The organism is Collinsella tanakaei, assembly GCF_021531055.1.
Lineage (GTDB): Bacteria > Actinomycetota > Coriobacteriia > Coriobacteriales > Coriobacteriaceae > Collinsella > Collinsella tanakaei_B.
This window is the reverse complement of sequence record NZ_JADYTL010000008.1, coordinates 1-24386: the sequence shown is the minus strand read 5'-3', so window position 1 is coordinate 24386 and position 24386 is coordinate 1. Positions and strand designations below refer to the sequence as shown.

Sequence of the window (24386 nt, the reverse complement as noted above, 5' to 3'; positions counted from 1 at the left end):
GTGGCTGCTATCATGGTGACAGCTGTATCCGGGGTAAGGAGCCGCGCGATGGGGCGAGGACAAGCCGATAAGACGCACCGCGATGATGGACGTCGATGGCTGCCGTCCGTCTCGCGTCGTGCCTTCGCCTGTTCGCTGATTGCCGGGGTCGCCGCACTGCCGGGATGCGCACTCGAGGGCCTTGCTCCATCTGGCAGTGATGCCGACCGCGCCTCTGTCAAATCGGACGTGCCGACCATCTACGACAGTGCCGCTCCGGTCAAGACGGCGACGCTCATGATGGTTGGCGACATGCTCATACATCGGAGCGTATGGCAAAGCGGCGAGCGTGAAGACGGAACCTATAACTACGACCATCTCTTCACCCATATGGCCGATGAGTTCGCCGATGCCGATATCGCCATGGTCAACCAGGAGACCATCTTGGGCGGCACCGAGCACGGACTTGAGGACTTCCCGTATTTCAACAGCCCACAGGAGCTGGGCGATGCCGAGGTCAAAGCGGGCGTCGATGTCGCCGTGTCCGCGACCAACCATGCGCTCGACCACGGCTACGAGGGGATCTGCTGGACGGTGGAGTATTGGCGCGAGCACCATCCCGAGGTGCTCGTACCGGGTATCGCCGACACCGAGAAGGTCGCTCGGACGCCGAAGATCATCGAGCGCAACGGCATCAAGGTCGCGATCCTTTCCTACACCGCCTACACCAACGAGCTGTATCCGCCATCCGATAAAACGTGGTGCCTGAACGTGTTCGAGACGAGCGACATCGACGGCGATGTCGAGCGAGCACGCGAGGCGGGAGCCGACATCGTGGTGGCATGCCCCCATTGGGGCGAGGAGTACGTTCATGAACCTCATCCGACCGAGCTCAAATGGGCGGGCGTGCTGCTCGATGCGGGCGTCGATGCGATCATCGGGACGCATCCGCATGTCATCCAACCCGTCGAGGTGCTGGAAGGGGCAGATGGCAAACAGGTCCCCGTGTTCTGGTCGCTCGGGAACTACATCTCCAGCCAAGTCGACAAGCCGCGCATGGTCGGCGGTATGGCCAAGCTGACGTTCGAGAAGACCTCGGCGGGCTCGCGCGTCGTCGAGTATTCGATGACGCCTTTGGTGACCCATCGTGCCTGGGACGATTCGATGGGGGTTTACCTGCTGTCCGAGTACACCGACGAGCTCGCCGAGCAAAACGTCGTGCGCTATTCCGACGGCTGCGGGGATTTCAGCGTGGCGTACTGCGAGGACCTGGTGGCGGAGGTGCTCGGCGAGGCGTACGATCCGGATGCGTATATCCTGCGCGGAACGCTTTAGGTACGCGCCGGCTTGCGGACAGAGCGGAGGCGACCGTCCTGTCCGATGCCGTCAGATGAACGCCTCCCATTCGCGCACGCGCTCCCGCATGCCTTCGATATCCAGCACGCCCTCGGCGAATCCCTTGCGCACGAGCTCGGCGGGAAGCATCTCGTCGTATTTGTCGAAGTAGGGCACCTCGCCGGGATACACCAAATCGAGCGGATCGAAGTCGACCTGCGCTTCGGCGCAGACCACTTGGTAGAACGTCGATTCATCGGCCTTCATGCGGAATTGCATGAAGTAGGGGCGCGAGGGATCGAGGCCCTTCAGTCCGAGCTCTCCTGCGCACTTGATCTTGAGCAGGCGCTCGAGCGCCAAGAACGCGTAGCTTCCCAGCCAGGGCAGCAGTGCCCACGTGTCGCCGCCCAGGTTGATGAGCGGGCGATCGGTAAGGTGGGCGTTGGCCGCCACGTGACGCGCTTGGCGCAGGCGGGCCCGCGCGTTGGCCATGAGATAGGGGTAGCCGCAGCTCTCGGTGAGGGCTTGCCGCATGCGCTCGAGCACATGGGTGTCGATGTCTCCCGGGCAGTCGCCGAAGTAGGCCGGCACGCGCCCCTTGACCTGCGTGCAGTAGACCAGATGGCGCTTCCAGTCCACCTCCTCCACGATCCAGCAGTGGCCGGCGATGGCGATGCGCTCACCGGCGGGCGGCGGGTTCACGATGGTACCGAGTTCGGCGGATTCGGAACGCACCGTGAACTCCTCGTTTTCCTGGAACACCGCATAGAACTTGAACGAGTTGGTGATGCGTTCGCCGGCGATGCCGACGATGAGACCGCCGCCCTCGGTCTGCTCGATATGGTCGGTCTCGATGAGGTGGCGCAGCAGGACGCGCAGGTCGTCGGGGCTCACACGGTGGAAGTACGACAGGGTGAGCACGCGGCCGGCAAGTTCCGCCGGCGTGAGCTCGCCGCAGCTCGCAAGCGTCGCCATGACCTGGTGGTAGAGCAGGCTGTAGGGGAGGCGGTCGAGCTGCGGGGGCTCGACCCATTTGTCCTCGCGGTAGAGCTGCACGAGCGCGATGCCCTGCAGCAGTTTCCACGGGATGGTCTCGGGGAGCATCGAGCGCGGTTCTGGCTGCTCCTCGCGCATGACGAAGTGCATCTCGGGTGGTAGGTCGCGCCTGCCCGTGCGCCCCATGCGCTGCAAGAACGACGAGACGGTGAACGGCGCGTCGATCTGGAACGCCCGCTCGAGGCGGCCGATGTCGATGCCCAGCTCGAGGGTGGCGGTCGTGACGGTCGTGAGCGCGAGCTCCTCGTCGCGCATGATCTCCTCGGCGGTCTCGCGGTACGAGGCGGAGAGGTTGCCGTGGTGGATGAGGAAGCGGTCGGGCTCGTGGTTCGCCTCGCAATACTGGCGCAGGATGGTGCAGACGCCCTCGGCCTCCTCGCGCGAGTTGACGAACACGAGGCACTTGCGGCCGCGCGTGTGCTCGAAGATGTAGCCGAGGCCGGGATCCGCATCGGCGGGGGCGGTGTCGGTGGCCACCATGAGTTCCGTCTCCGTGACGGGAGGTATGCCGATCTCGTCGGGAGATCCGGCAGCGGTTCCCTGCGCATCCGACGCCCCTTGCGCGGTTGCGTCGCGTTTTGCCAGCATGGCGTCGGAGCTCGGGTTCTGGGCGTTGGCGAGCAGATCGTCGAGCGAGGGCGCACCGGCGCCGAGTCGCTCACAGCTCACCACCTCGGCTTCGAGCGGTGACGCATCCTGGCGGGCGCGTTCGGTCGCCTGCGGCCCGGTGATGTAGAAATGCTCCATCGACAGCCGCCAGGTGCGGCGCGGCTCCTCGAAGCGGGGGATGATGCAACCGCGCCCGGTGCCTGCCGACAGGAACGCGCCGGTCCGCTCGGGGTCGCCGATGGTGGCGGAAAGGCCGACGCGGCGCGGGTTGACGCCCGCCATGCGCGACAGGCGTTCGATCAGGCAGAGCGTCTGCCCGCCGCGGTCGCCGCGCAGCAGCGAATGCACCTCGTCGATGACCACGAAGCGCAGATCGCCGAACAGCCGTCCGACGGCGGCGTGCTTGTGGAGCAGCAACGCCTCGAGCGATTCCGGCGTGATCTGCAGGATACCCGAGGGTTCTTTGAGCAGTTTGCGCTTGTGCGACGCCGCCACGTCCCCATGCCAGTGCCACACGGGGATGTGGGCTTCCTCACACAGGTCGTTGAGGCGGTAGAACTGGTCGTTGATGAGCGCCTTCAGCGGACCGATGTACAGCGCGCCGACGCTTGCGGGCGGATCCTTGTCGAACAGGGTGAGGATAGGGAAGAACGCCGCTTCGGTCTTGCCCGACGCGGTTTGCGCGGTGAGCAGGACGTTCTCATCGGTGTTGAAGATTGCGTCGGCCGCGGCCACCTGGATGGACCGCAGGCTCTCCCAATCATGGCTGTAGATGAAGTCCTGCACGAACGGTGCGTATCGGTCGAAAACCCCCACGTCGTTCCTCCCTTCGTCCTACACCTCTCACATGGGAAAATGGTGCCTGTCCCTATTTTCCCGGGTGGGAAAATAGGGACAGGCACCATTTTCCCACCTCGTGATACCCACGCACGCAGGGATGCGAAAAGGGTATACTCAGTACGAGCAGAAGGTTTCAAGCCCCTGCAAGTTGGGTTTTGTGGGTTAAGCCCGCACAGAACAGCCGCCTTGCACCAGGCGGCTGTTCCCGTTTTCAGGGCTCACCCACAAACGGCTATCTGACGATGAGCATCAGAATCGTCATGTGCGCCAGCAGCACGGCTGCCGCAAGCAGCAGCCAGGTGAGGTTCCTGAGCATGGGATCCCTCCCATCTCCCTGCGAGATTTGGAGGGCACCGCCCGCTCGATGGAGGTATGATAGCACAATATAGAACATATGTTCTATATGTAGGGCGCCTTTTCCGTCGATGGGTGACGGAACGTGGAGGGAGGGTCATGGCTGGAAATCTGCGTGCGCCCATGGAGGGGGACCGCGCCAAGATGGACTTGTTCGCCGCCGACGTGGAACGCGACCGGGCGATCTGCGGCAGGTCGCTTGCATGCGACGCGGCGACGACGCTCGCCTCGGCAGGCGCCCACGACCCCACCGCGACGCCCTACTTCGTGCTCGAGGAGCTGTTGCCCGCAATGGGCCTCGATGTCCAGTCGCACCTGCTCGACGTCGGGTGCGCGCTCGGGCGCGTGCTCGCCTACTGCGTGGACGTCGGCTGCCCGGCGCGCGTGACGGGCCTCGAGCTCGATCCGGAGCTTGCCCGCGAGGCCGCCTCATGGGCATCGGCGTATCCGCGGTTCGAGGTCAGATGCGGCAGCGTGCTGGACGAGTCGCTTGCGCCGTACACGCACTTCTACCTGTTCAATCCCTTCGATACCGCGGTGCTCGTGCGCTTCTTGGACCGGCTCGAGCGCCAAGCGCGCCAAGCGGTCACGGTCGTGCACATGTCGGATAACGGCGAGCGTTACGCCTATCTGGGACGGAGCGGCTGGCAGGTGCTCAAGCAGGGGAGCATCCAAGATCACCGCTTGCCGTCCGGGCGCACCGTGCGCGTCTACGCGCATCCGCAAAGCTACACGATTTGGCGGTACGACCCGCGTCGGCATGAGCAAGCAGCGCGACGCGGCTAGTCGGTCGTGTGGCGGCGCTATCCGATGCGCAGGATCGGAGCCCCGAGCGCCAGAGCATCGCCTTCGTCATGCGTGCTCACGATGAGGATGCGCTCGTCGCGATGCCGGGCGATGAACGCGAGGACCGTCTCGTGCGTCGCGCGGTCGAGGCCGCCGAACGGCTCATCGAGCGCCACGATGTCGGCAGGCGCCGCGAACGCGCGCGCAAGCTCCACGCGGCGGCGCTGACCGCCCGACAGCTCGCGCACGGGCTTGTCGAGTACATCGTCGGGCAAAAGCTCGGCGAGCATCGCGCGCGCGTCGGTGTCCGTCGTGGCGAACAGGCGGACGTTCTCGATGGCGGAAAGCTCGTCCACCAGCCGGATGTCTTGGAAGACCGCGGCATAGCGCGTGTCGGTGGGAATGCGAAGGTTGCCGTCGAGCGGGGCCAGCAAGCCGCAGATCGTATCGAGCAACGTCGTCTTTCCCGCGCCGGACGGACCCATGAGGCAAAGAACCTCTCCGGCGTGCATATCCATGTCGAGCGCAGGGCACGCCGCACGCCCCTGATGGCCGACGACGAGGTGCTCGGCTGCAAGGTGGGTGTCCCGAGGGGCGGACGCATCTGCCGCGTCGCCGCGCCGCGCCGCCCACCTGCCCAGCGCGGGCCAGCTGCCGCGCATGAGCGCGAGCACCGCGCGTTCGAAGACCCAGGCGAGCGCCACCACGACGATCGTCCATGCGAACAGATCGGCCGTTTCGAGCAGAAGCTTTGCCTGATAGATTCGCTCGCCGATGGAGCCGTCGGGCACGCCGATGAGCTCCGCGGCGATACCGGCCTTCCAACTCATGGAGAGCACGGTCTCGCTCGCGGCGATGAGGTAGGGCATCACGCCCGGCCATATCAGCGCGCACAGACGCACGACCGTCCGCGCACGAAAGAGGTCGAACAGCTCGACGAGGTGCCGGTCGAGTTCGTCCAATCCCTTGAGCACCGAGAAGTAGACGCCGGGCAGCGCCATGAGGAACACGGCGATCGCGCTGACGTTCACCGAGCCGAACCAGATGAGCAGCACGACGACCACGCAGGCGACCGGTGTGCTTTTGATGGCCGAGAGCGCCGGCGAGACGAGGGTGCGCGCCACCCGGCTCCTCCATGCGAGAGACGCGAGTGCGATCGCGAGGATGTAGCTAGCGACCGTGCCGCCCACGATGCGCAGGGTGGAAAAGCCGACGTGCTCCCAGAAGGCGGATGAAGGGATGAGCCGTATGAGCGCGCAGGCGGCATCGATCGGGCCGGCGAGGATGAACTCGCTGGCGATCGCCATGCTCGCCACCTGCCAGACGCCGATCCAGAACAGGACGGCGAGCGCTCCGGTCAGGCGATGGCGCGTCTTGGTTGTCGGTTCGGTTTCCCCCATGGCCCTTCCGCGGTCGGTGCTTGCGCATTTGCATGCGGCGGCGGAGCGTCCGCGTGGCGCCCCGCCGCCGCGATCGTTATCCCTCGTAGGCGGTGTAGAACAGGTCCTCGGGCAGGGCGCCGCCCACGGATGCGGGGTCGGCATCGTAGAGGACCTTGAGGTAGCCGGACAGCGCCTCCTGCATCTCGGAGCCCGTGATGCACACCAGATGGCATGCCGGGATGGCCTTCTCGGCCACGGGCTCGGCATCGATGATGCCGGCTTCCACCACGAGCGGGGCGGCGGTCGCGGGGTCGTCGTTCACGGTGTCGACGGAGGCGGCCTGCGAGACCACGAACTCCGTCACGGCCTGCGGATGCTCGTCCAAAAACTCGTTGCGCACCACGGTGACGCCGGTCACGAGCTGGCTGCCCTCCTCGGCATACCGTGCCCAGACGTCGGTGAGGTCGACGGGGGCGCCGAGCGCGTCGTTCTTGGTGAGCGCGGCGGTCACGAAGGGCTGCGGCAGCACGCCCACGGCGGTGGCGTCGGCGGCGAGCACGCTCACGACCTCGGCGGCCTCGCTCTTGAACTCGAGCGTCACGGAATCGGCGATGCCGGCGGCGTCGAGCAGGTAGTTCATGGTGTACTCGGGCGTCGTCCCCTTGCCGGTGAGGTAGACGGTACGGCCCTCGAGGTCCTCGAAGCTCGTCACCGACGTGTCGCCGGTCACCACGGACAGCACGCCGAGCGTGTTGATGTCCAGGCAGGTGATGCCCTGCTCGGTCTTGTTGTACAGCACGGAGGCGGCGTTTGCCGGGATGAGCGCGATGTCGATGTCGCCCTTGATGACCAGGGGCAAGATCTCGTCGGCGGCGGTCATGATCTGGAAGTCGTAGCTGTTGGTGAACATATCGGGGTTCTTGGCCTGGTCCATGAACGTGACGAGTCCGATGGAGGTCGGGCCCTTGAGCGAGGCGACATGGACCTCGACACCCTCGGAGGTCTCGGCGCTGCCGGCCTCGGCAGGTGCGCTGCCGGTAGCAGAGCCGTTCTCGGCGGGTGCGGAGCCGCAGCCGGCGAGCAGGGCGCCGAGCGACGCCGCACCGAGGCCGGCGGACGCGATGAGCGCACGGCGGTTCAGAGGGACGGAGAGGTGGGACAGGTGCTTCATGAGCGTGCCTTCTTTCGGAAGAAAACGGAGCGCACAGCGCGCACATACGATGGCGGACATCTGTCGCGCGTGTCGAATCGGGTATCGGGCGGGTGGCAGACGGGTCGCTGCCCCCGATTATACGCATGGCGCGCGGGCTTTCGGAGGGCGCGTGTTTGTCTTGTGCACCAATTCGATTTTTAAGACGGCAAAGTGCGGACAAATCGCCGCCGGCGATTATAAAATGGTGAAGCCTGTAAAAACCTCCGAGAGGGGAATCCGATATGAGCAACGCCATGCGCGGGGTTGACACCAACCTCACCAAGATCCGGCGCACCGTCTTCAAAGAGGTCGCGCGCATCGCCTACCAGGGCGGCGTCGACGTCGACGGCGACGGTATCGTCGACACCGACGACTACGGCTGGGTCGACAACCTGCCCTACGAGATCATCCCGGGCGACGTGGCCACCTACCGCGAGAGCGTCTTCATCGAGCGCGCCGTCGTGGGCGAGCGCATCCGTCTGGCGATGGGTCTGCCGCTGCAGGGCGTGGACAAGCCCGCCATGCTCTCCGAGGGCGTGGCCGAGGCGGCCAAGCCCGAGACCTACTATGAGCCGCCGCTGATCAACGTCATCAATTTCGCCTGCAACGCGTGCGAGGACAACGTCTACCGCGTGAGCGACGCCTGCCAGGGTTGCATGGCGCACCCCTGCCGCGAGATCTGCCCCAAGGGCGCCATCTCGTTCGTTGACGGCAAGGCTCACATCGACCAGTCCAAGTGCATCAAGTGCGGCCGCTGCGCGACCGTGTGCCCGTATTCGGCCATCCACCACTACGAGCGCCCCTGCGCCGCCGCCTGCGGCATGAACGCCATCGGCTCCGATGAGCAGGGCCGTGCCAAGATCGACTACGACAAGTGCGTCTCCTGCGGCCAGTGCCTGGTCAACTGCCCGTTCGGCGCCATCGCCGACAAGAGCCAGATCTTCCAGGTCATCCACGCCATCCGCGAGGGCAAGGAGGTCATCGCCGAGGTCGCGCCCGCCTTCGTCGGCCAGTTCGGCGGCAAGGGCAACGTCGACAAGCTGCGCCAGGCCTTCAAGGAGCTCGGCTTCTCCGGCATGGAGGAGGTCGCGCTCGGCGCCGACCTGTGCGCCGTGCAGGAGGCCGGCGACTTCCTCGAGGAGGTCCCCGAGAAGATCCCGTTCATGGGTACCTCGTGCTGCCCCGCGTGGTCGGTCATGGCCAAGATGGAGTTCCCCGAGCATGCCGATTGCATCTCGATGGCCCTCACGCCCATGACGCTCACCGCGCGCCTCATCCGCAAGCAGCATCCCGATGCCAAGATCGTGTTCGTCGGACCGTGCTCGGCCAAGAAGCTCGAGGCCCAGCGCAAGTCCGTCAAGTCCGAGGTCGATTTCGTGCTCACCTTCGAGGAGATGGCGGGCATGATGGAGGCCAAGAACATCGACTACACCAAGCTCGCGGGCGAGGGCTCGAGCGACTTCGAGGTCGCTTCCACCGACGGCCGTAACTTCGCCGTCGCCGGTGGCGTGGCCAACGCCGTGGTCAACGCCATCCATCGCGACGATCCCTCGCGCATCGTCAAGATCGCCAACGCCGAGGGTCTGGACAACTGCCGCAAGATGCTCAAGGACGCCATCAAGGGCAAGTACGACGGCTACCTGCTCGAGGGCATGGCGTGCCCGGGCGGTTGCGTAGCCGGTGCCGGCACGCTGCAGTCCATCACCAAGACCGCTGCCATGGTGAAGGCCTACGCCAAGCGCTCGCCGCACAAGAACGCGCCGGACGATGCCTACATCGACTGGATCCCCGAGCTCGAGCGCCCCGAGGACGGCAAGTCCGACGCCGTCGCCGAGGCCCACGAGGCTCTGACGCCTGATACCGAGGCGTAAGGGTCATCCGCTTCGATATGATGCGAACGCGGCCGTCTTCCTATCGGGAGGCGGCCGCGTTTCTTTTGGGCACTGCTGTCTGACTGATTTGATCCGAATGACGGGGCAAGACGGCGTGGCGGTGCCGGGATTCGGCATATTCCGTCACGCATTTGCAAAGTGAGTGCTTCGTTTGGGAAATCCCGAGTAGACGCACTCGCCCCGGCATTATAAGTGCAGGTACAGAAATTGCTGCGGGGGCGGTATACAAAGCGGTTCCGGATTCAAACACGCACTTCGTAACATCGAGAGATCTGGGTAGACCAAATCGACTGTTTCGTCCCCGCTTAGATCGTGAACTCGGCGAAGGGGGCGTCGCCGTCGTCGGTCGCGGGGGCCCCGACTGCACCCGTCACGGCACCCTCGTCGCGCAGCAGCGCCGAGATGTCGGTATCGGGGTTTTGGTAGGCGATGTCGAGCAGCTCGATGAAGTCGCGGATCACCTCGCGCGGGGTGAGGTGCGTGTCGGCGCCCACGCGACCGAACTCGATCTTCAGAAACGCCACGAGGTCCTCGTCGCCGATCGTGTTCTCATACCCGAAGTAACCGGCATGGATCTGCCCGAGCTTCTCGATGAGGACGAGCAGCTCCTCGTAGGTGAGCGGATGCAGTCGGATGATGGGCGCCAGCATGTCGCGCATGTCCTCGCGGGCAAAGCGCCCCTGCGTGAGGCGGCTGCGCAGCGCCTCGTAGGAAAACACGCCGCGTCGACGGTCCTCGATGGAGGTCGGCGTGCCGCCCATGATGATCCCCAGGTGATGCGCCTTGCCCTGCAGGGTGTCGTTGTACATGGTGAGGATCTTCTCGTAGTTGTACTGGCGGGTGATGGCGTTGGGGATCTTGTACAGGTTGACGAGCTCGTCGATGAGCACGAGCAGGCCGCGGTAGCCGGCGTTTGTGAGGAACGCGGCGATGAGCTTGATGTAGTCGTACCAGTCGTCGTCGGTGATGACCGTGGAACACCCCAGGTCGGTGCGGGCCTCGGTCTTGGTGCGGTACTCGCCGCGCAGCCACCGCATGACGCACGATTTGACCTCGTCGTCCCCCTCGAGGCTCGCCTGCAGATAACGCATGAGCATCCGCGAGAAATCGAACCCGTGGACGAGCTCCTCGAGGTTGGCGACGCTCGCGCGGGCGCGCTCGAGGATGCCGTCGCCTCCCTCGTCCTGTAGGCGGGTGACCCAACGGTCGAGTACGAGGCCCAGCGCGCCGCCCTCGGGGCGCGTTTTGGTGGAGAGGTTGCGGATGAGCTCGCGGTAGGTGGCAAGACCCTGTCCCTGGCCGCCTTGCAGGCGGCGTTCGGGCGACAGGTCCGCGTCGGCGACGACGAAATTCTCGCCCATGGCGTGTGTGCGGATGGTTTGCAGCAAAAAGCTCTTGCCCGCGCCGTAGCGGCCCACCAGGAAGCGGAACGAGGCGCCGCCGTCGGCGATGAGATCGAGGTCGGTGAGCAGCGCCCGGATCTCCACCTCGCGCCCGACGGTGATGTAGGGCAGGCCGATGCGGGGCACCACGCCGCCCTTCAGGGAGTTCAGGATGACGGCGGCGACGCGCTTGGGTACACGCGGCGCGGTTGCGTTCATATCACTCATGCGAGCAGCTCCTCCACATCTTCCCGGTAGTCCTCGACGATCTGCGGGCCGTCCGCCCCGAATTCGATCGCGGTGTCGCCGAGGGTGTCGAACAGAGCCTCGTTGATCGCATCGACGAGCATGTCCTCCGACGCGCGGCTCGCCTCCGCTGCCGTGCGGGCCGCTGCTGCATCTCCTGCGAGCAGGGCGCGCGCGTAGGCGGCTTGGGTGGGCGACAGCGGCCCGTGCGCCTCGGGTGCCTCGGCGACGGGCGGCTTCTCGACGGGCGCGCGCGGCTCGTCGGGCGCCGCCGTGGCCATCTGCTCGACCTTACCGACGTCGGCCGCATCCATCGTAGCATCGGGTGCGGACGCGGTGCCGTCTACGTGCGGGGTCTCGTCCGCGTCGACAATCACCTCATCATGCGCGTCCGTACCGGCATCCGCCTCTTCGCGTTCCTCGTCGATCAGCAGCGCCTCGCGCGTCTGGGCGGCGGCGCTGCGGATGCCGGAGAGTTTCGCCAGGTCGATGTCGATCACGCGCGGCGCATGCGCGCTGTGCCAGCTAAGCCAGCCTTCGATTTCGCGCTCGACGATGCGCCTGAGGTACTTGGGAGAGCCCTCGTCCTTGAGCGGGGCGTCGAAGGCGACCGCTTCGCGAAACATGCGGTCGACGGCATGCATCGCGTCGCCGATCTTGGCGCTGCGTCCGCGGTTGCCGTGTACGCGCTCGCACGTCCACAGGCCGTTTGCGCAGGTGAAACGATGGATCTCGTCGAGTTCGAAGACGGTGTCGGGGTGCCGCGCGCGCTCGAAGAACACGGCGGAGGCGAACATGGTGTAGGGCAGTGCCGACATCGTGCCGAACAGGCTCTCGATGATGCCGTGCTTGCGCTGTCGCAGGTAGTACGCGGCGAGTTGCACGTAGACGGCGCAGGCGACGTGGCGGACGCCGTCAGGGTCGTGGCGATAGAGCTTGGAGCCGGCGATGCGGTAGGTCGACAGCGCGTCGATCGCGTCGAGCAGCCGCTCCTCGAATGCGGTGTCGGGGGGCAGCAGTGAGCCGGCGTGGTTTCGTTTGGCGCCGCCGCCTTGCGCGCGCCCGAGACGCGCGAGGGCCTCGTCGGTGAGGCGCTGGAGTTCGATGAGTTTGCGGTCGAAGGCGACGCTTTTCCAATCAGCCAAAAGCTGCGGGTCGAGACCGTGGTAGACGACGTAGTCTTGGGTCCATACGCGCAGGTACCGGTCGATCTCGGGGGCAAAGCCGCGGTATGCCTCCCAAAACGTCGTCAGCTTGGAGAAACCCTCCTCGGCGCTCGTCACCCCGATACCGCACAGCAGCTCGTAGATATAGACGTAGGCGAAGGAGAGGGACGTCTCCTCGATGTGTCCTTTACGCACCGCTGCGCGCCAGGTGAAGTATCCGCGCAGCTGTCGGTCGCTCATGGCGTTGTAGGTGGGGAAGAACGACTTGAACGTGCCGTGATAGGGGCAGTCGTCCTCGAAGTCCTCCATGAAGACGCCTTGGCGGTAGAACAGCTCCGCTTCCGTGAGCCAGCGTCCCCTGTTGCCCTGGGGGTCCGGCTGCCAGCGTGAGATCGCGCGCATCTCGCGGTAGCGGTCGGGCAGGTAGGAGGCCATCTGGCGACCGGTCGTCAGAATCGGCTCGTCCGTGTAGACGCGTTCGGAGAAATGGGAACTGCGCTTGAGGCGCTCTGCGTTCAGGATCTGCTCGATGATGCGCTGCACGTCCGCCATAGGTCCTCCTCTCCCGTCTCGACTCACCTCTAGGTGACCTATCATCATACCACAGACGCAAACAGATGTTCGATTGCCGCATGCCCCTTTTGGGACATGCGAGACGTGGGGGACGCGTCAGCGGAGGAAGAGGCGATAGGCCCAGCGGGGGATCGGGCAGCGGGCGAGGATGAAGCCCTGCTCGCGCCGGCGCGTCGTGTCGCGCGTGATCGCCGCCGCCTCGTCGACACCGCATTGCAGGCGAACGGCGGCGATCAGGGCGTCCGTCGCCTCCGAGCGCCACCGGCGCAGTGTTCCCATGCGGGGGCTTTTGGCGGTACGTGGCACGAGGGCGCCGCCGCCCACGATGACGCCGCCACGACAGATAAGGCCCGCCGCCTCGCATTCCCGAGCATATGCCGTGACGGAGGGAAGGGCATCTGCCGGATCGAAGTCGTCGGTGCAGCACAGCAGGTAACAAGGCATGCCGTTCGGGGCACCGACCATATCCAGCGCGTCGGTCGGCCGCGATGCGGGTGTTCCCTCCCGGATGCGGAACGCGACGACCCCGCAATCGAGGGCGTCGTCCTCGCATGTTCCGTCATCGGCCCATGTGACGGTCGGGGGTTCGGCCCCGCCCATGCGCGCATATGCGCACAGGGCGTCGGCGAAGTCGTCGAGCAGCAGGCGCGCCGCCCCGGCGTCGCCGTCGGCGTCGACGAGCACGACGTGTCGCAGCGTGTCGTCCATCTTCCCCCTCATCATCATGTGAACCTCGGCCATCCTGGTCATTGTAGCCGCTCGGATGCCCGCAGGCGCGTCCGCGTGCGTAACCGATCCGAAACGATGGGGCGCCAGGGACCCGTTCGCGCGCCCAACGCCGCCTGTCATGAGACAATAGACGCCACCACTTCGATCCACGCAGCATCCGGAGGTCCGCCATGGCAGCTTCACCTCGCCCCGTCAACTCGGCCATCGTCGCCATGCAACCCTCCGCCATCCGACGCATCAGCACGTTGGCGGCGCAGACGCCCGACTGCATCTCGCTCGCGCTCGGCGAGCCGGAGTTCGATACGCCCAAGGCGATCCGCGCCGAGGCCAAGGCGGCGCTCGACCGCGGTGAGACCCACTACGCGCCCAATGCGGGCACGCCCGCGCTGCGTGAGGCCATCTCCGGGTACATGGCGGAACAGGGCCTCGCGTTCGCGCCGGAGGAGGTCGTGGTGACGCTCGGCGCGACCGAGGCGATCTCGTCGACGTTGCTCGCGTTGCTGAATCCCGGCGACGAGGTCATCATCCCGGTGCCCGCCTTCGTGTCCTACGAGGCGGTCACGCGCATGAACCACGCCCGCCCCGTGCGGCTCGACACCTCCCCGTGGGATTTCCAGATCGACGAGGACGCTTTGCGCGCGCTGGTCACGCCCGCCACGAAGGCCATCGTCATCAACTCGCCCAACAACCCGACCGGCTGCATGCTCGATGCGGCATCGCTCGACGCGGTCGCGCGCGTGGCGGGGGAGTTCGGCGTCTACGTGATCAGCGACGACGTGTACAACCGGCTCGTGTACGACGGCGCGTGCGAGTGCTTCGCGACGCGTCATCCGGAGCTGCGCGACCGGACCGTCGTGATCGACAGCTTCTCCAAGCCGTGGGCCATGACGGGGTGGCGCATGGGCTGGATCGCGGCGGCCGAACCGCTGGTGTCCCAGATCGCCAAGGCGCACCAGAGCGCCGCCTCGTCGTCCGTGATGTTCTGCATGGCGCCCGCCGAGGTCGCGCTCGGTTGCGACCCCGCGCCGATGGTCGAGATCTACCGGCGACGTCGCGATCGTGTGGTCGACGGGCTGCGCGCCATGGGGCTGCCGACGCGTCGCCCGCGCGGCGCGTTCTACGCGTTTCCCGATATCACGGCGACGGGTATGGACGATGAGGAGTTCTGCGAGCGCGCGATCGTCGAGGCGGGCGTGGGGCTCGTGCCCGGATCGTGCTTCGGCGCCCCCGGCCATGTGCGCCTGTCGTTTTGCGTGTCGGACGGGGACCTCGACGAGGCGCTCCGTCGCCTGGCGGCATTCGTCTCCTGACGTCCCCTGCATGTAATAAAACCCCCGGGGTTTTATTACATGAGTCACCTGGCGGCATTGGGAGGGGACTGCGGACGTTTTCCTGGATGTAATATAACCCCTGGGGTTTTATTACATTCTTGGGGCGTGGAGGGTTTGTGCGCGGGGCGCGACGCTTGACGCGCGCTGCGGCGTTGTGCATACTACATACGGTTCACGCACGAATCCGCTGCCAGAGACAGCCGGTGCCGCAGGGTCGCACATGCGCCCCGAGGCTCAAAGGGGTAACCCGCCAGCCGAGGTGGTCGAGCAGATATGTCTTCTCGCCCCCGTCGCTCTATGCAGCGCGGGGGCTTCTTTTTCTCAAGACATGCCCCCGTCACGTCTTCGCACGGGTTTGTGCCGAGAGAAAAAGAGGAGGAGGTGTAATCCACATGCCACAGCAGTACAAGATCGACAAGGTCGCCGAGATCGAGTCCCGCATCGAGAGCAACAACGGTGTGTTCGTCGTCAACTACAACGGCCTCACCGTGAAGCAGGCCGAGACGCTGCGTCACACGCTGCGCGAGACCGGTGCCGAGATGAAGGTCTACAAGAACAACCTCGTTCGCATCGCGCTCAAGAACCAGGGCCAGCCCGAGATCGACGACATCCTCGTCGGCCCCGTCGCCTACGTGTTCTATGAGAACGAGCCCGTCGAGGCTGCCAAGGCCCTCAAGGACTTCGCGACGAAGTCCAAGGGCGTGCTCGAGATCAAGGGCGGTATCTCCGAGGGCAAGGCCGTCTCCGCCGAGGAGGTCAACGCCATCGCCGAGCTGCCGACCAAGGACCAGCTCCTGGGCCAGATCGCCGGCCTTATCTCCGGCTTCGCCCGCGACATCGCTGTTTGCGTCAACGGCGTCTCCAGCGGTCTCGCTCGCTCGATCCAGCAGGTTTCCGAGCAGAAGGCGGCCTAAGGTCGCCTGCCCGCGGGCACACGCCCGCACCAGTCCGGCGCATCCCGCGCCATGCAAGAAAGATCTCCCTGCATAGCAGGGAAACCGAAAGGATTGCTTAAAATGGCTAAGCTTACCACCGATGAGATCATCGAGGCTCTGAAGGAAATGACCCTGCTCGAGGCTTCCGAGCTCGTCAAGGCTATCGAGGACACCTTCGGCGTGTCCGCCGCCGCTCCGGCTGCCGTCGTGGCCGCCCCCGCTGGTGGCGCTGGCGCTGCCGAGGAGGAGAAGACCGAGTTCGACGTCGTGCTCGAGGGCTTCGGCGACAACAAGATCCAGGTCATCAAGGTCGTCCGTGAGCTCACCTCCCTTGGCCTCAAGGAGGCCAAGGAGGTCGTCGAGGGCGCTCCCAAGGCCGTTCTCGAGGGTGTCAAGAAGGAGGACGCCGAGGCCGCCAAGGAGAAGCTCGAGGCTGCTGGCGCTGCCGTCTCCCTCAAGTAACTTCCTGCAGGCGATCCGTCTGCTCGAGTTCGCAGCATAACCGCTGTTTTACAGGGGTCCGGGTAACCGGGCCCCTGTTTTTATTTACTTCGCGGGCGTGGGGTCGCACCCGCGGCCGGATTTCACGCCGGGATTTGGTGCGCCGGCCCATTTTGCGGCGGTCCCACGTATACTGGGTGGCACGAACGAGCCGCGACCGGAAAGGGGCACGCCATGAGGAATGCGGTGCTCATCGATCCCAAGGACAACGTCGTCATCGCCATCGAGGCGCTCGAGGCGGGCGCGCAGGCGGTGTACGTGACCGCCGACGGTGCCACGCACAGGCTCGCCGTGGTCGAGGACATCCCGCTGTTCCACAAGATCGCGCGCGCCGATATCGCTCGCGGCGACAAGGTCGTGAAGTACGGCGAGTACATCGGTGTGGCCACGGGCGACATCGCCGCGGGCGCCCACGTCCATACGCACAACTGCGCGAGCTCCGACGAGCTCAAGGACGCCGACGCCGCGCTGCAGGATACCGCCTCCGCCGGGCACGCCGATATGGAGACGCATGCCACCCGCACCTTTTGGGGCTATCGCCGCTCGGACGGCCGCGTGGGCATCCGCAATCACGTGCTCATCCTGCCCACGAGCATCTGCGCCTCGGACACCACCGAGCGCATCGCCGACGCGGTTGCGGGTTGCGTGTCCTTCCACAATCAGAACGGCTGCTCGCAGGTGAACGTCGATCAGCAGGTGACCATCGACACGATGGCCGGCATGGCCGCGAACCCCAACATCCACTCGGTGCTCGCCGTCTCGCTCGGCTGCGAGGGCTGTCAAAACGACCTGGTCGTCGACGCGATCCGCGCCCGTACCGACAAGCCGGTCCGCACGCTCGTCATCCAGCAGGTCGGCGGTTCCATCAAGGCCGTCGAGGAGGGCACGCGCATCGCACGCGAGCTCGCCGCCGCGGCCGCCCTCGAGCGCCGTGTCGAGTGCCCGATCTCCGAGCTCGTCCTCGGGACCAACTGCGGCGGCTCCGACACCTCGAGCGGCCTTGGCTCCAACCCGCTCATCGGCGAGGTTTCCGATTGGCTGGTCGCCCAGGGCGGTACCTCGGTTCTGTGCGAGACGCCCGAGCTGTTCGGCGGCGAGCACATCCTCGCGCGCCGGGCCGCGACGCCCGAGGTCGGGGCGCAGATCCTGAAGATCGTCGCCGATTACGAGGCCTACGTGCAGATGTTCGGCGCCGAGATGCGCGAGGGCAACCCCAGCCCCGGCAACATGGCCGGCGGCCTCACCACGCTCGAGGAGAAGTCCCTCGGCTGCATCCACAAGGGCGGCCACAGCCCCATCACGGCGGTGTACCCATATGCCGCGCAGCTCGCCGCGCACGAGGGCCTCGTCATCATGGACACCCCGGGCAACGACCCCTCCTCCGTCATGGGGCTCGTCGCCGGCGGCTGCCAGCTCGTCGTCTTCTCCACCGGTTTAGGCACGCCCACGGGCAATTCCATCGCGCCGGTCTACCGCCTGACGGCAAACCCGCGCACGGCTGCCACCATGGCCGACAACACCGACTTCGACGCGAGTGCCACGATCTACGGTCCCGACAGCATGCTCGAGCTGCGCGATCGCTTCATCGACCGGATCATCGACGTCTGCTGCGGCGAGCCCACCTGCGCCGAGGCGCTCGGCTACACCGAGACCGCGCTGCCGCACATCTGCAACTATATGTAACCGTGCGCCCGAAGCGGCCGCCGATGTGTCATAGTTGACATATCAACCATGCTCACCGCATCCGATGGAAGGGATGGACATGAATCTGCATCTTGAGGGCAACGTCGTCATCGTCACGGGAGGATTCAAGGGAATCGGCAAGGGCATCGTCTTCCAGCTGGCCCGCGAGGGCGCCATCCCGGTCGTCCTGAACCGCAAGGACGGCGTGGAGGACGAGTTCACCGCCGAGCTCTCCCAGATCACCGATACGTTCGACATCCACTTCATCGACCTATCGGACACCGACGCGATCGCGCCGATCGTCGAGGAGACCTACCGCAAGTACGGTCGCATCGACGGCATCGTGAACAACGCCGGGCGCAACGACAACCTCGATGTGGAGACGACGAGCTGGCGGGACTTCGAGGCCTCGCTGCACGGCAACCTCACGCACTACTACGAGCTCGTCCACCAGGCGTTGCCGTATCTCAAGGAGTCGAAGGGCTCCATCGTGAACATCTCGTCCAAGGTGGCGCTCACCGGCCAGGGCAAGACGAGCGCCTACGCCGCGGCGAAAGGCGCCATCCTGGGTCTCACGCGCGAGTGGGCGGCCGCCCTCGCCGAAGACGAGGTGCGCGTGAACGCCATCGTCGTCGCCGAGGCGTGGACGCCGCTGTACGCCAAGTGGATCCAGACGTTCGGCGACGAGGCGGCGCAGGAGGCGCGTCTGCGGCTCATCACCGACAAGATCCCGCTGGGCCATCGCATGACCACGGTCGAGGAGATCGCCGACACCGTGTGCTTCCTGTTGTCCGACCGCGCGTCGCACACCACGGGGCAGTGGCTGAACGTCGACGGCGGCTACGTCGACCTGGATCGCGCCCTGACGTAAGGGTGGCCGTGCGGGTGCTTGCGCCCGCGCATGCGCCACGGCACGATGGGCGATTCCACGCGCGGCGGGCACGCCGGGCGCGGAACGCAGGGAAGAAGGGGAGCCCATGTCCGATCTGAAGGTCATCGATTCGCATTTCCATGTCTGGGACCTCGTCACCCAAAGTCTGCCGTGGCTTACGGGCACCGACGGGACCATCTCGCACACGTATCGGTTCGACGATTTGGCCGCCGCCTATGCCGAGCTTCCGGGCGTGGAGTTCACCGGCGGCGTGTACGTGGAGGTCGACTGCGCCGACCCGGTCGCCGAGGACGGCATCGTCTTCGACCTCATGGCGCATGAGCCGCGCGTGCTCGCCGCGATGCTGCGCAGCGAGGTGAGCCCGTGGATGCGCGTGCCGCTGCATGCGACGGGCATCCGCGAGCCGCTGCATATCGATGCCGAGCCGCGCGGGCGTTGCCTGGAGCCGAGCTTCATCGAGGGTCTGCGCGCGCTCGCCGCCGCCGGCAAGCCGTTCGAGTCATGCAACCGCGTCGACGAGCTCGAGGACGCCTACGAGTCGTTCTCCCAGGTGCCGGAGGCGACGGTGATCCTCAACCACCTGGGCAACGTCGAGTGCCTGAGCGATGCGTGGTGTTCGGTGATGGAGCGCATGGCGTCGCTGCCCAACCTTTACGTCAAGGTGTCGGGCTATCCCACCGCCGATGCGGGTTTCGTCGCCGAGCTGCTCGCCTTCGTGCGCGAGACGTTTGCCGCCGATCGCCTGCTGTACGCGTCCAACTGGCCGGTGGTCGAGCTGTACTCCACGTTCGCCGAGCATTTCGGCCTGCTGCGCGATACGTTCGGCGACGACGAGGACTTTTTCATGAACAACGCGGTGCGCGCCTACGGCCTTTCGCTGTAGGTCCATCGTCGCCGGGGCCGCGCGGTCCCGGATAGCCAAGGGAGGAAACGACATGTTCGAGGGAATCTACTGCCCGTCGATCACCATCGCCGACGACGAGGGGAAGATCGACTACGAGCTGTGGGGCGCCCATCTCGACCATCTGGCCGACGCGGGTATCGACGGCGTGCTGCTGTTCGGCAGCATCGGCGAGTTCTACGCGTATTCGCTCGAGGACAAGAAGGCCGCGCTCGCCTTCGCCGTCGAGCGCGTCGCCGGGCGCATGAAGGTGCTCGCCGGTGTGGGCGACACGGTGATGGCGCGCGTGCTCGACTTCACGCGCTTCGCCGAGCAGACGGGCGCCGACGGCATCGTGGCGGTGTCCCCCTATTACTTCGGACCGACCGACGCGACCGCCAAGGAGTACTTCGGCGCCATCGCGCAGGCGACCTCCCTGCCGATCGTCCTCTACAACTTCCCGGCGCGCACGGGTACCGACCTGTCGCCCGAGCTCGTGGCCGATCTCGCCCGCGCGTATCCCAACATCTGCGGCATCAAGGACACCGTGGACACCATCAGCCATACGCGTAAGGTCATCGCGGCGGTGCGCGCGGTGAACCCCGACTTCTCCGTGCTGTCGGGCTTCGACGAGTACTATCTGGTCAACCGCGTGTCGGGTGGCAACGGCGTGCTGTGCGGTCTCACCAACGTGGAGCCGGAGCTGTTCGCGCGCATGCACGCCGCCTACCAAGCGGGCGACTTTGCCGGTGCTATCGCCTGCGCCGAGCGCATCTCGCGGCTCATGGCGGTCTACGATGTGTGCGACCTGTTCATCTCGTCCATCAAGGCGGCGGTGATGGTCAAGGGCCTGCCCATCTCGACCAAGATCTCCGATCCGGCGCTCCAGGCGACGCCGGAGCAGATCGAGCGGGTGCGCGAGCTGCTGGGATAGCCGTCGTCCGGCGGGCGGATGTCGAGGATCGGCGTCCGCCCGCCGTCCGTTTGAAGGGGAGGGGCCATGGCGCTCATCACCGTGAACCTGTTTTCCGGCGCGCTGATGCGCACCGTGCCGGTCAACGTGATCCTGCCGGTCGACAAGCAGACCGACGCCCTGATGCGCGACGGTGCGACCGGGGCGTTTTCGCCGCACGTGCCTGATGGCGGCTTCAAGACTCTCTACCTGCTGCACGGCATCTTCGGCAACTACACCGACTGGGTGAGCGGCTCGTGCATCCAGCGCTGGGCGGAGGAGCGCGACCTGGCCGTGGTCATGCCGTCGGGCGACAATCGCGCCTATGTCGACCAGCCCGCGAGTCACGACTACTACGGCCGGTTCATCGGCGAGGAGCTCGTGGCGCTCACGCGCGCGATGTTCCCGCTGTCCACGCGGCGCGAGGACACCTTCATCGGCGGCCTGTCGATGGGCGGGTACGGGGCGTTTCGCAACGGCTTTCGCTATGCGGGCACGTTCGGGCGCATCGCGTCGCTTTCCGGCGCGTTTCTGGTCGACGGGTTCGCCGAGCGCACCGACGACGTGTCGCGCTTCTTCGAGTCCCGGGCGTTCACGGAGGCGGTGTACGGGGATGCCGACGCCGTGCGGGGTAGCGACAAGGACCCCACGTGGCTTGCCGAGCAGCTCGTCGAGAGCAGCGCACCGCTCCCCAAGATCTACCTGGCATGCGGCGTGGACGACGGCCTGTACGAGGCGAATCTCGAGACCCTGCGCCGCCTGCGCGCGTTGGGGTACGACGTGACGTATGAGGAAGGCCCCGGCGGTCACAACTGGGCGTTTTGGAACCGGTATATCGAGCACGTGGTCGAGTGGCTGCCACTCGGCGACGCGCAGGCGGGCGTGAATAGCGGCAACGTCGGGCTCTAGCGCGTGGGCTGCAGCGTGCGCGTGGGGATGGCGCGCGGCTACCCGCCGGCTTTTCATCCGTTCGCATGGGAGATGGGGCGAGGCGGCCTGTCCGTTTCGTCCCATCATCGCGTGCGGACTGGCCCGTTTTCGGTATGCAGTGCACAAAACGTGTACCGATTCTCGGCAAATGCTCGATGTCTGCGCATTTCCGGCGCAGTTTTCCATGTCGTCTGCACGGGGCTGGGGTTTTGGGGTACCCTCGCACAAGAATCCGTGGACGCCAGATAAAAGGCACGGCGTCATGACGGCCGGCACGCTTCTCGCGAGGTGCCGCGCTTCGAAAGGAATCGTTACCGACCATGAAGGCCATCATACCCGCAGCGGGCCTCGGGACCCGCTTTTTGCCCTCGACCAAGTGCACGCCCAAGGAGATGCTGCCGGTGCTCGACAAGCCGGTCATCCAGTACGTGGTCGAGGAGGCGCTCGAGCCGGAGGACATCGACGACGTCATCATCGTCACCTCTCCGGGCAAGCCCGAGCTCCTCAGCTACTTCCAGCCCGATCGTTCGCTCGAGGGCCTGCTGCGCGAGCGCGGCAAGGCGGCCTACGCCGACGCCGTCGCCAACGCCGGCAACATGCCCGTCGACTTCCGCTACCAGTACGAGCCACGCGGCCTAGGTCACGCGATCCGTTCGGCCGCCGACGCCGTCGCCGGTGAGAGCTTCCTCGTGCTGCTCGGCGACTACGTCGTTCCCAGCCGCGACATCTGCACCAAGATGATGGAGGTCTCGGCCGCCCATGCCGGCGCTTCCGTGATCGCGGTCGCCCCGTGCGCGCCCGACGAGGTGTCGCGCTACGGCATCATCGGGGGCGAGCGTGTGGGCTCGCTGCCCGGTGCCGACAACGTCGCCGACGACGAGCCCGGTGCGGTGTGGCGTATCTCCGGCCTGGTGGAGAAGCCCGCCGCCGACGAGGCGCCCTCGAACCTCTACATCGTGGGCCGCTACCTGCTGAGCCCGCTCGTCATGGACCTTCTGGGCGACCAGCAGCCCGGCAAGGGCGGCGAGGTCCAGCTGACCGACGCCATGGCGCGCAGCCTCGAGCGCGAGGCCATGTACGCCGTCGTCATCGATCCGCTCTCGGGCTTCGATACCGGCACCCCCTCCGGCTGGGTGGCCACGAACGCCCTGATGGCTGCCGAGGACCCGCGTTTCCGCGACGCCTTCTGGGAGGCCATCGACGAGCGCGGCGGTCTCAAGCGCTAACCCACCGGCCGGCGTGAAAGCACGCCAGACGACTTTCACATGGTGAACCGCGAAGGGGTCGCATCCGCGACCCCTTTTTCATGTGCGTGCCCGTTCGTCGGCGCGAAATCAGGTTGCGGCGCGAAATCGGGTCAGACGTTTTCCGCGCCGTTACGGCTTGGCGGCTCCGTGGGCGCTGCGCAGCAGGGCCTCCACGAGGGCGCTGTCGGTCGGGTCGGGTGAGCCCAGCGGAAGGCCGCACGCCTCGAAGAAGTGGCTGCCGGCGAACTGCCGCGCGCGGAACGAATCGTGAGCGCCGTCGTCGAGGTAGCGCACGCGCGACAGGCAGTCGGTGGTCGCGCAGAACAGCGGCCCGCGCGTGCGGACGTAGTCCAGGTAGCTCGGCTCCTCGCTCCACAGCACCACGCCGGCGAGGTTCTCGAGCTCATAGGCGACGGCGTACTGCTGCCAGGCGAGCGTGCGCCCGCGTACGTAGCGGTCGAGGATCGACGCCATGCGGGTCACACGGGCGAGTGTGTCGGCAGAGCTCATGATGCGCAGCTCCGTGGCGCGCTGGGGTGGGTTGCGCTCGGTGTCGTCGGCCTTAACGTCCTCGAACGCGAAGCGGGCAACGATGCGCTCTCGCTCGGCGTTCGTAAGCAGGATGGCGGGGACGGAGAGCTTCATCGATTCGTCGGCGAACAGCTCGATGGCCGAGTGGGGGATGCGCGGGTCGTCGCGGGTGGGAACGCTGAAGATGAGTGAATCGTGTGCATGGTGGACGCGACAGGCGAGCCCCATGCGGCGAAACGCCGCCCGCATGGTCTGCGCATGCTCGTTGATGGTATCGCGCGTCGGCGTATCCGAGACGCGCTTTCCCATACGGAACATGTAGAGGTTGAACAGCGGTGTATCCGCGGCGGCGTAGAACACCGAGCGGTGGCAGAACGCGGCGATCTCGGCGCGCCGCCTCGTCGCCTTGCCGTACAGTTCGACGAGGGCCGATCCCACCGCAGGGCCCGATGTGGACCCCTCGCGCACGTCGACCACGCCGTCGGCAACGTACGGAGGGAAATCGCCCTCGAAGACCTGCACGACGATGACGCCCTGATCCGGGGCGGCCGGGTCCGTCACGAATCGCACGTCGAAGCGCGGCGTCGGGCTCACGTGGCGCCGGCATAGCTCGCCGATCATCTGGCTGTAGTCGGCGCCGAGGCGCGGCACCGGACACAGGCTGCGATCGTCGTCGGCGATGCCGATGACGAGCCAGCCGCCCGACGAGTTGGCGAACGAGGCGATGATCTTGGGGATCTTCTTGGCAACAGTGGGGGAGTAGCTCCGCTTGAACTCGAGGACGTAGCCCTCTTCGAGATCGCGCAGCTGCTCGAGGTCGGCATAGGTGATGTCGGTAAGCGCCTTGGGTGCGCCGCGGTCGTCTTTGAAGGGGCTGAACATCGTGACCTCCCGTCCGTTGTCCGCAGTATACCCATCGCGTGGCGCGGAGGTGGGGCAGGGGTTTTCGTGCGACGGGACGTCATGTGGACGGGGCTCGGCGG

19 protein-coding genes are annotated in these 24386 nt (G+C 66.1%); 12 read left to right on the top strand and 7 right to left on the bottom strand.

The genetic code is table 11. The annotated features are described in order from the left end of the window. Positions 1-48: 48 nt before the first annotated feature. The gene (locus I6E04_RS08200; protein WP_235422706.1) at positions 49-1314 is read left to right on the top strand and encodes a CapA family protein; all 1266 of its coding nucleotides are present in this window, start codon (positions 49-51) and stop codon (positions 1312-1314) included. Positions 1315-1365: 51 nt separating this feature from the next. Here I6E04_RS08200 and I6E04_RS08195 read toward each other — a convergent pair whose 3' ends face one another. Beyond that, complete coding sequence (locus I6E04_RS08195) at positions 1366-3795, bottom strand: DEAD/DEAH box helicase (RefSeq protein ID WP_235422705.1); 2430 nt, start codon at positions 3793-3795, stop codon at positions 1366-1368. 477 nt (positions 3796-4272) lie between these two features. Here I6E04_RS08195 and I6E04_RS08190 point away from each other — a divergent pair, with 477 nt between their 5' ends. Further along, entirely contained in the window at positions 4273-4959 is a 687-nt protein-coding gene (locus tag I6E04_RS08190) for a class I SAM-dependent methyltransferase (protein ID WP_235422704.1), read from the top strand. 17 nt (positions 4960-4976) lie between these two features. On the opposite strand, the gene I6E04_RS08185 is transcribed toward I6E04_RS08190, so the two are convergent. Together I6E04_RS08185 and I6E04_RS08180 are read right to left on the bottom strand one after the other, a co-directional pair. After that, positions 4977-6359: an ATP-binding cassette domain-containing protein gene (locus I6E04_RS08185; protein WP_235422703.1), complete on the bottom strand. Its 1383-nt coding sequence runs from the start codon at positions 6357-6359 to the stop codon at positions 4977-4979. A 76-nt stretch (positions 6360-6435) separates the two neighbouring features. Next, positions 6436-7512, bottom strand: coding sequence for an ABC transporter substrate-binding protein (locus tag I6E04_RS08180; protein WP_235422702.1), 1077 nt, complete (start codon positions 7510-7512; stop codon positions 6436-6438). A gap of 263 nt (positions 7513-7775) precedes the next feature. On the opposite strand from I6E04_RS08180, the gene I6E04_RS08175 reads away from it, so the two are divergent. Next, complete coding sequence (locus I6E04_RS08175; protein ID WP_235422701.1) at positions 7776-9404, top strand: 4Fe-4S dicluster domain-containing protein; 1629 nt, start codon at positions 7776-7778, stop codon at positions 9402-9404. 326 nt (positions 9405-9730) lie between these two features. On the opposite strand, the gene I6E04_RS08170 is transcribed toward I6E04_RS08175, so the two are convergent. The 3 genes from I6E04_RS08170 to I6E04_RS08160 form a co-directional block, all read right to left on the bottom strand. Continuing rightward, the gene (locus tag I6E04_RS08170) at positions 9731-11035 is read right to left on the bottom strand and encodes an ATP-binding protein (RefSeq protein WP_235422700.1); all 1305 of its coding nucleotides are present in this window, start codon (positions 11033-11035) and stop codon (positions 9731-9733) included. Beyond that, on the bottom strand, positions 11032-12771 hold the full coding sequence (locus I6E04_RS08165) for a TerB N-terminal domain-containing protein (protein ID WP_235422699.1): 1740 nt from the start codon (positions 12769-12771) through the stop codon (positions 11032-11034). Before I6E04_RS08165 ends, I6E04_RS08170 begins: the two co-directional genes overlap by 4 nt. Before the next feature lie 117 nt (positions 12772-12888). Continuing rightward, entirely contained in the window at positions 12889-13500 is a 612-nt protein-coding gene (locus I6E04_RS08160; protein WP_235422698.1) for a hypothetical protein, read from the bottom strand. 191 nt (positions 13501-13691) lie between these two features. On the opposite strand from I6E04_RS08160, the gene I6E04_RS08155 reads away from it, so the two are divergent. The 9 genes from I6E04_RS08155 (at position 13692) to I6E04_RS08115 (ending at position 22851) form a co-directional block, all read left to right on the top strand. Further along, positions 13692-14831 carry a pyridoxal phosphate-dependent aminotransferase gene (locus I6E04_RS08155; protein ID WP_235422697.1) on the top strand — a complete coding sequence of 380 codons (1140 nt, stop codon included), beginning with the start codon at positions 13692-13694 and terminating at the stop codon, positions 14829-14831. A 413-nt stretch (positions 14832-15244) separates the two neighbouring features. Further along, positions 15245-15766, top strand: coding sequence for a 50S ribosomal protein L10 (rplJ, locus tag I6E04_RS08150; protein WP_235422696.1), 522 nt, complete (start codon positions 15245-15247; stop codon positions 15764-15766). A gap of 102 nt (positions 15767-15868) precedes the next feature. Beyond that, on the top strand, positions 15869-16249 hold the full coding sequence (rplL, locus tag I6E04_RS08145) for a 50S ribosomal protein L7/L12 (protein WP_235422695.1): 381 nt from the start codon (positions 15869-15871) through the stop codon (positions 16247-16249). Positions 16250-16462: 213 nt separating this feature from the next. Continuing rightward, the gene (locus I6E04_RS08140; protein ID WP_235422694.1) at positions 16463-17971 is read left to right on the top strand and encodes a UxaA family hydrolase; all 1509 of its coding nucleotides are present in this window, start codon (positions 16463-16465) and stop codon (positions 17969-17971) included. Between the two features lie 79 nt (positions 17972-18050). Next, the gene (locus I6E04_RS08135) at positions 18051-18842 is read left to right on the top strand and encodes an SDR family oxidoreductase (protein ID WP_235422693.1); all 792 of its coding nucleotides are present in this window, start codon (positions 18051-18053) and stop codon (positions 18840-18842) included. A 106-nt stretch (positions 18843-18948) separates the two neighbouring features. Then, positions 18949-19746: an amidohydrolase family protein gene (locus I6E04_RS08130; protein WP_235422692.1), complete on the top strand. Its 798-nt coding sequence runs from the start codon at positions 18949-18951 to the stop codon at positions 19744-19746. A gap of 52 nt (positions 19747-19798) precedes the next feature. Continuing rightward, positions 19799-20677, top strand: coding sequence for a dihydrodipicolinate synthase family protein (locus tag I6E04_RS08125; RefSeq protein ID WP_235422691.1), 879 nt, complete (start codon positions 19799-19801; stop codon positions 20675-20677). A gap of 66 nt (positions 20678-20743) precedes the next feature. Further along, on the top strand, positions 20744-21604 hold the full coding sequence (locus I6E04_RS08120; RefSeq protein ID WP_235422690.1) for an alpha/beta hydrolase: 861 nt from the start codon (positions 20744-20746) through the stop codon (positions 21602-21604). Between the two features lie 341 nt (positions 21605-21945). Then, entirely contained in the window at positions 21946-22851 is a 906-nt protein-coding gene (locus I6E04_RS08115) for a UTP--glucose-1-phosphate uridylyltransferase (protein ID WP_235422689.1), read from the top strand. A 150-nt stretch (positions 22852-23001) separates the two neighbouring features. Here the strand turns inward: I6E04_RS08115 and I6E04_RS08110 are convergent, their stop codons facing one another. Further along, complete coding sequence (locus tag I6E04_RS08110; protein WP_235422688.1) at positions 23002-24285, bottom strand: AlbA family DNA-binding domain-containing protein; 1284 nt, start codon at positions 24283-24285, stop codon at positions 23002-23004. Positions 24286-24386: the final 101 nt, after the last annotated feature.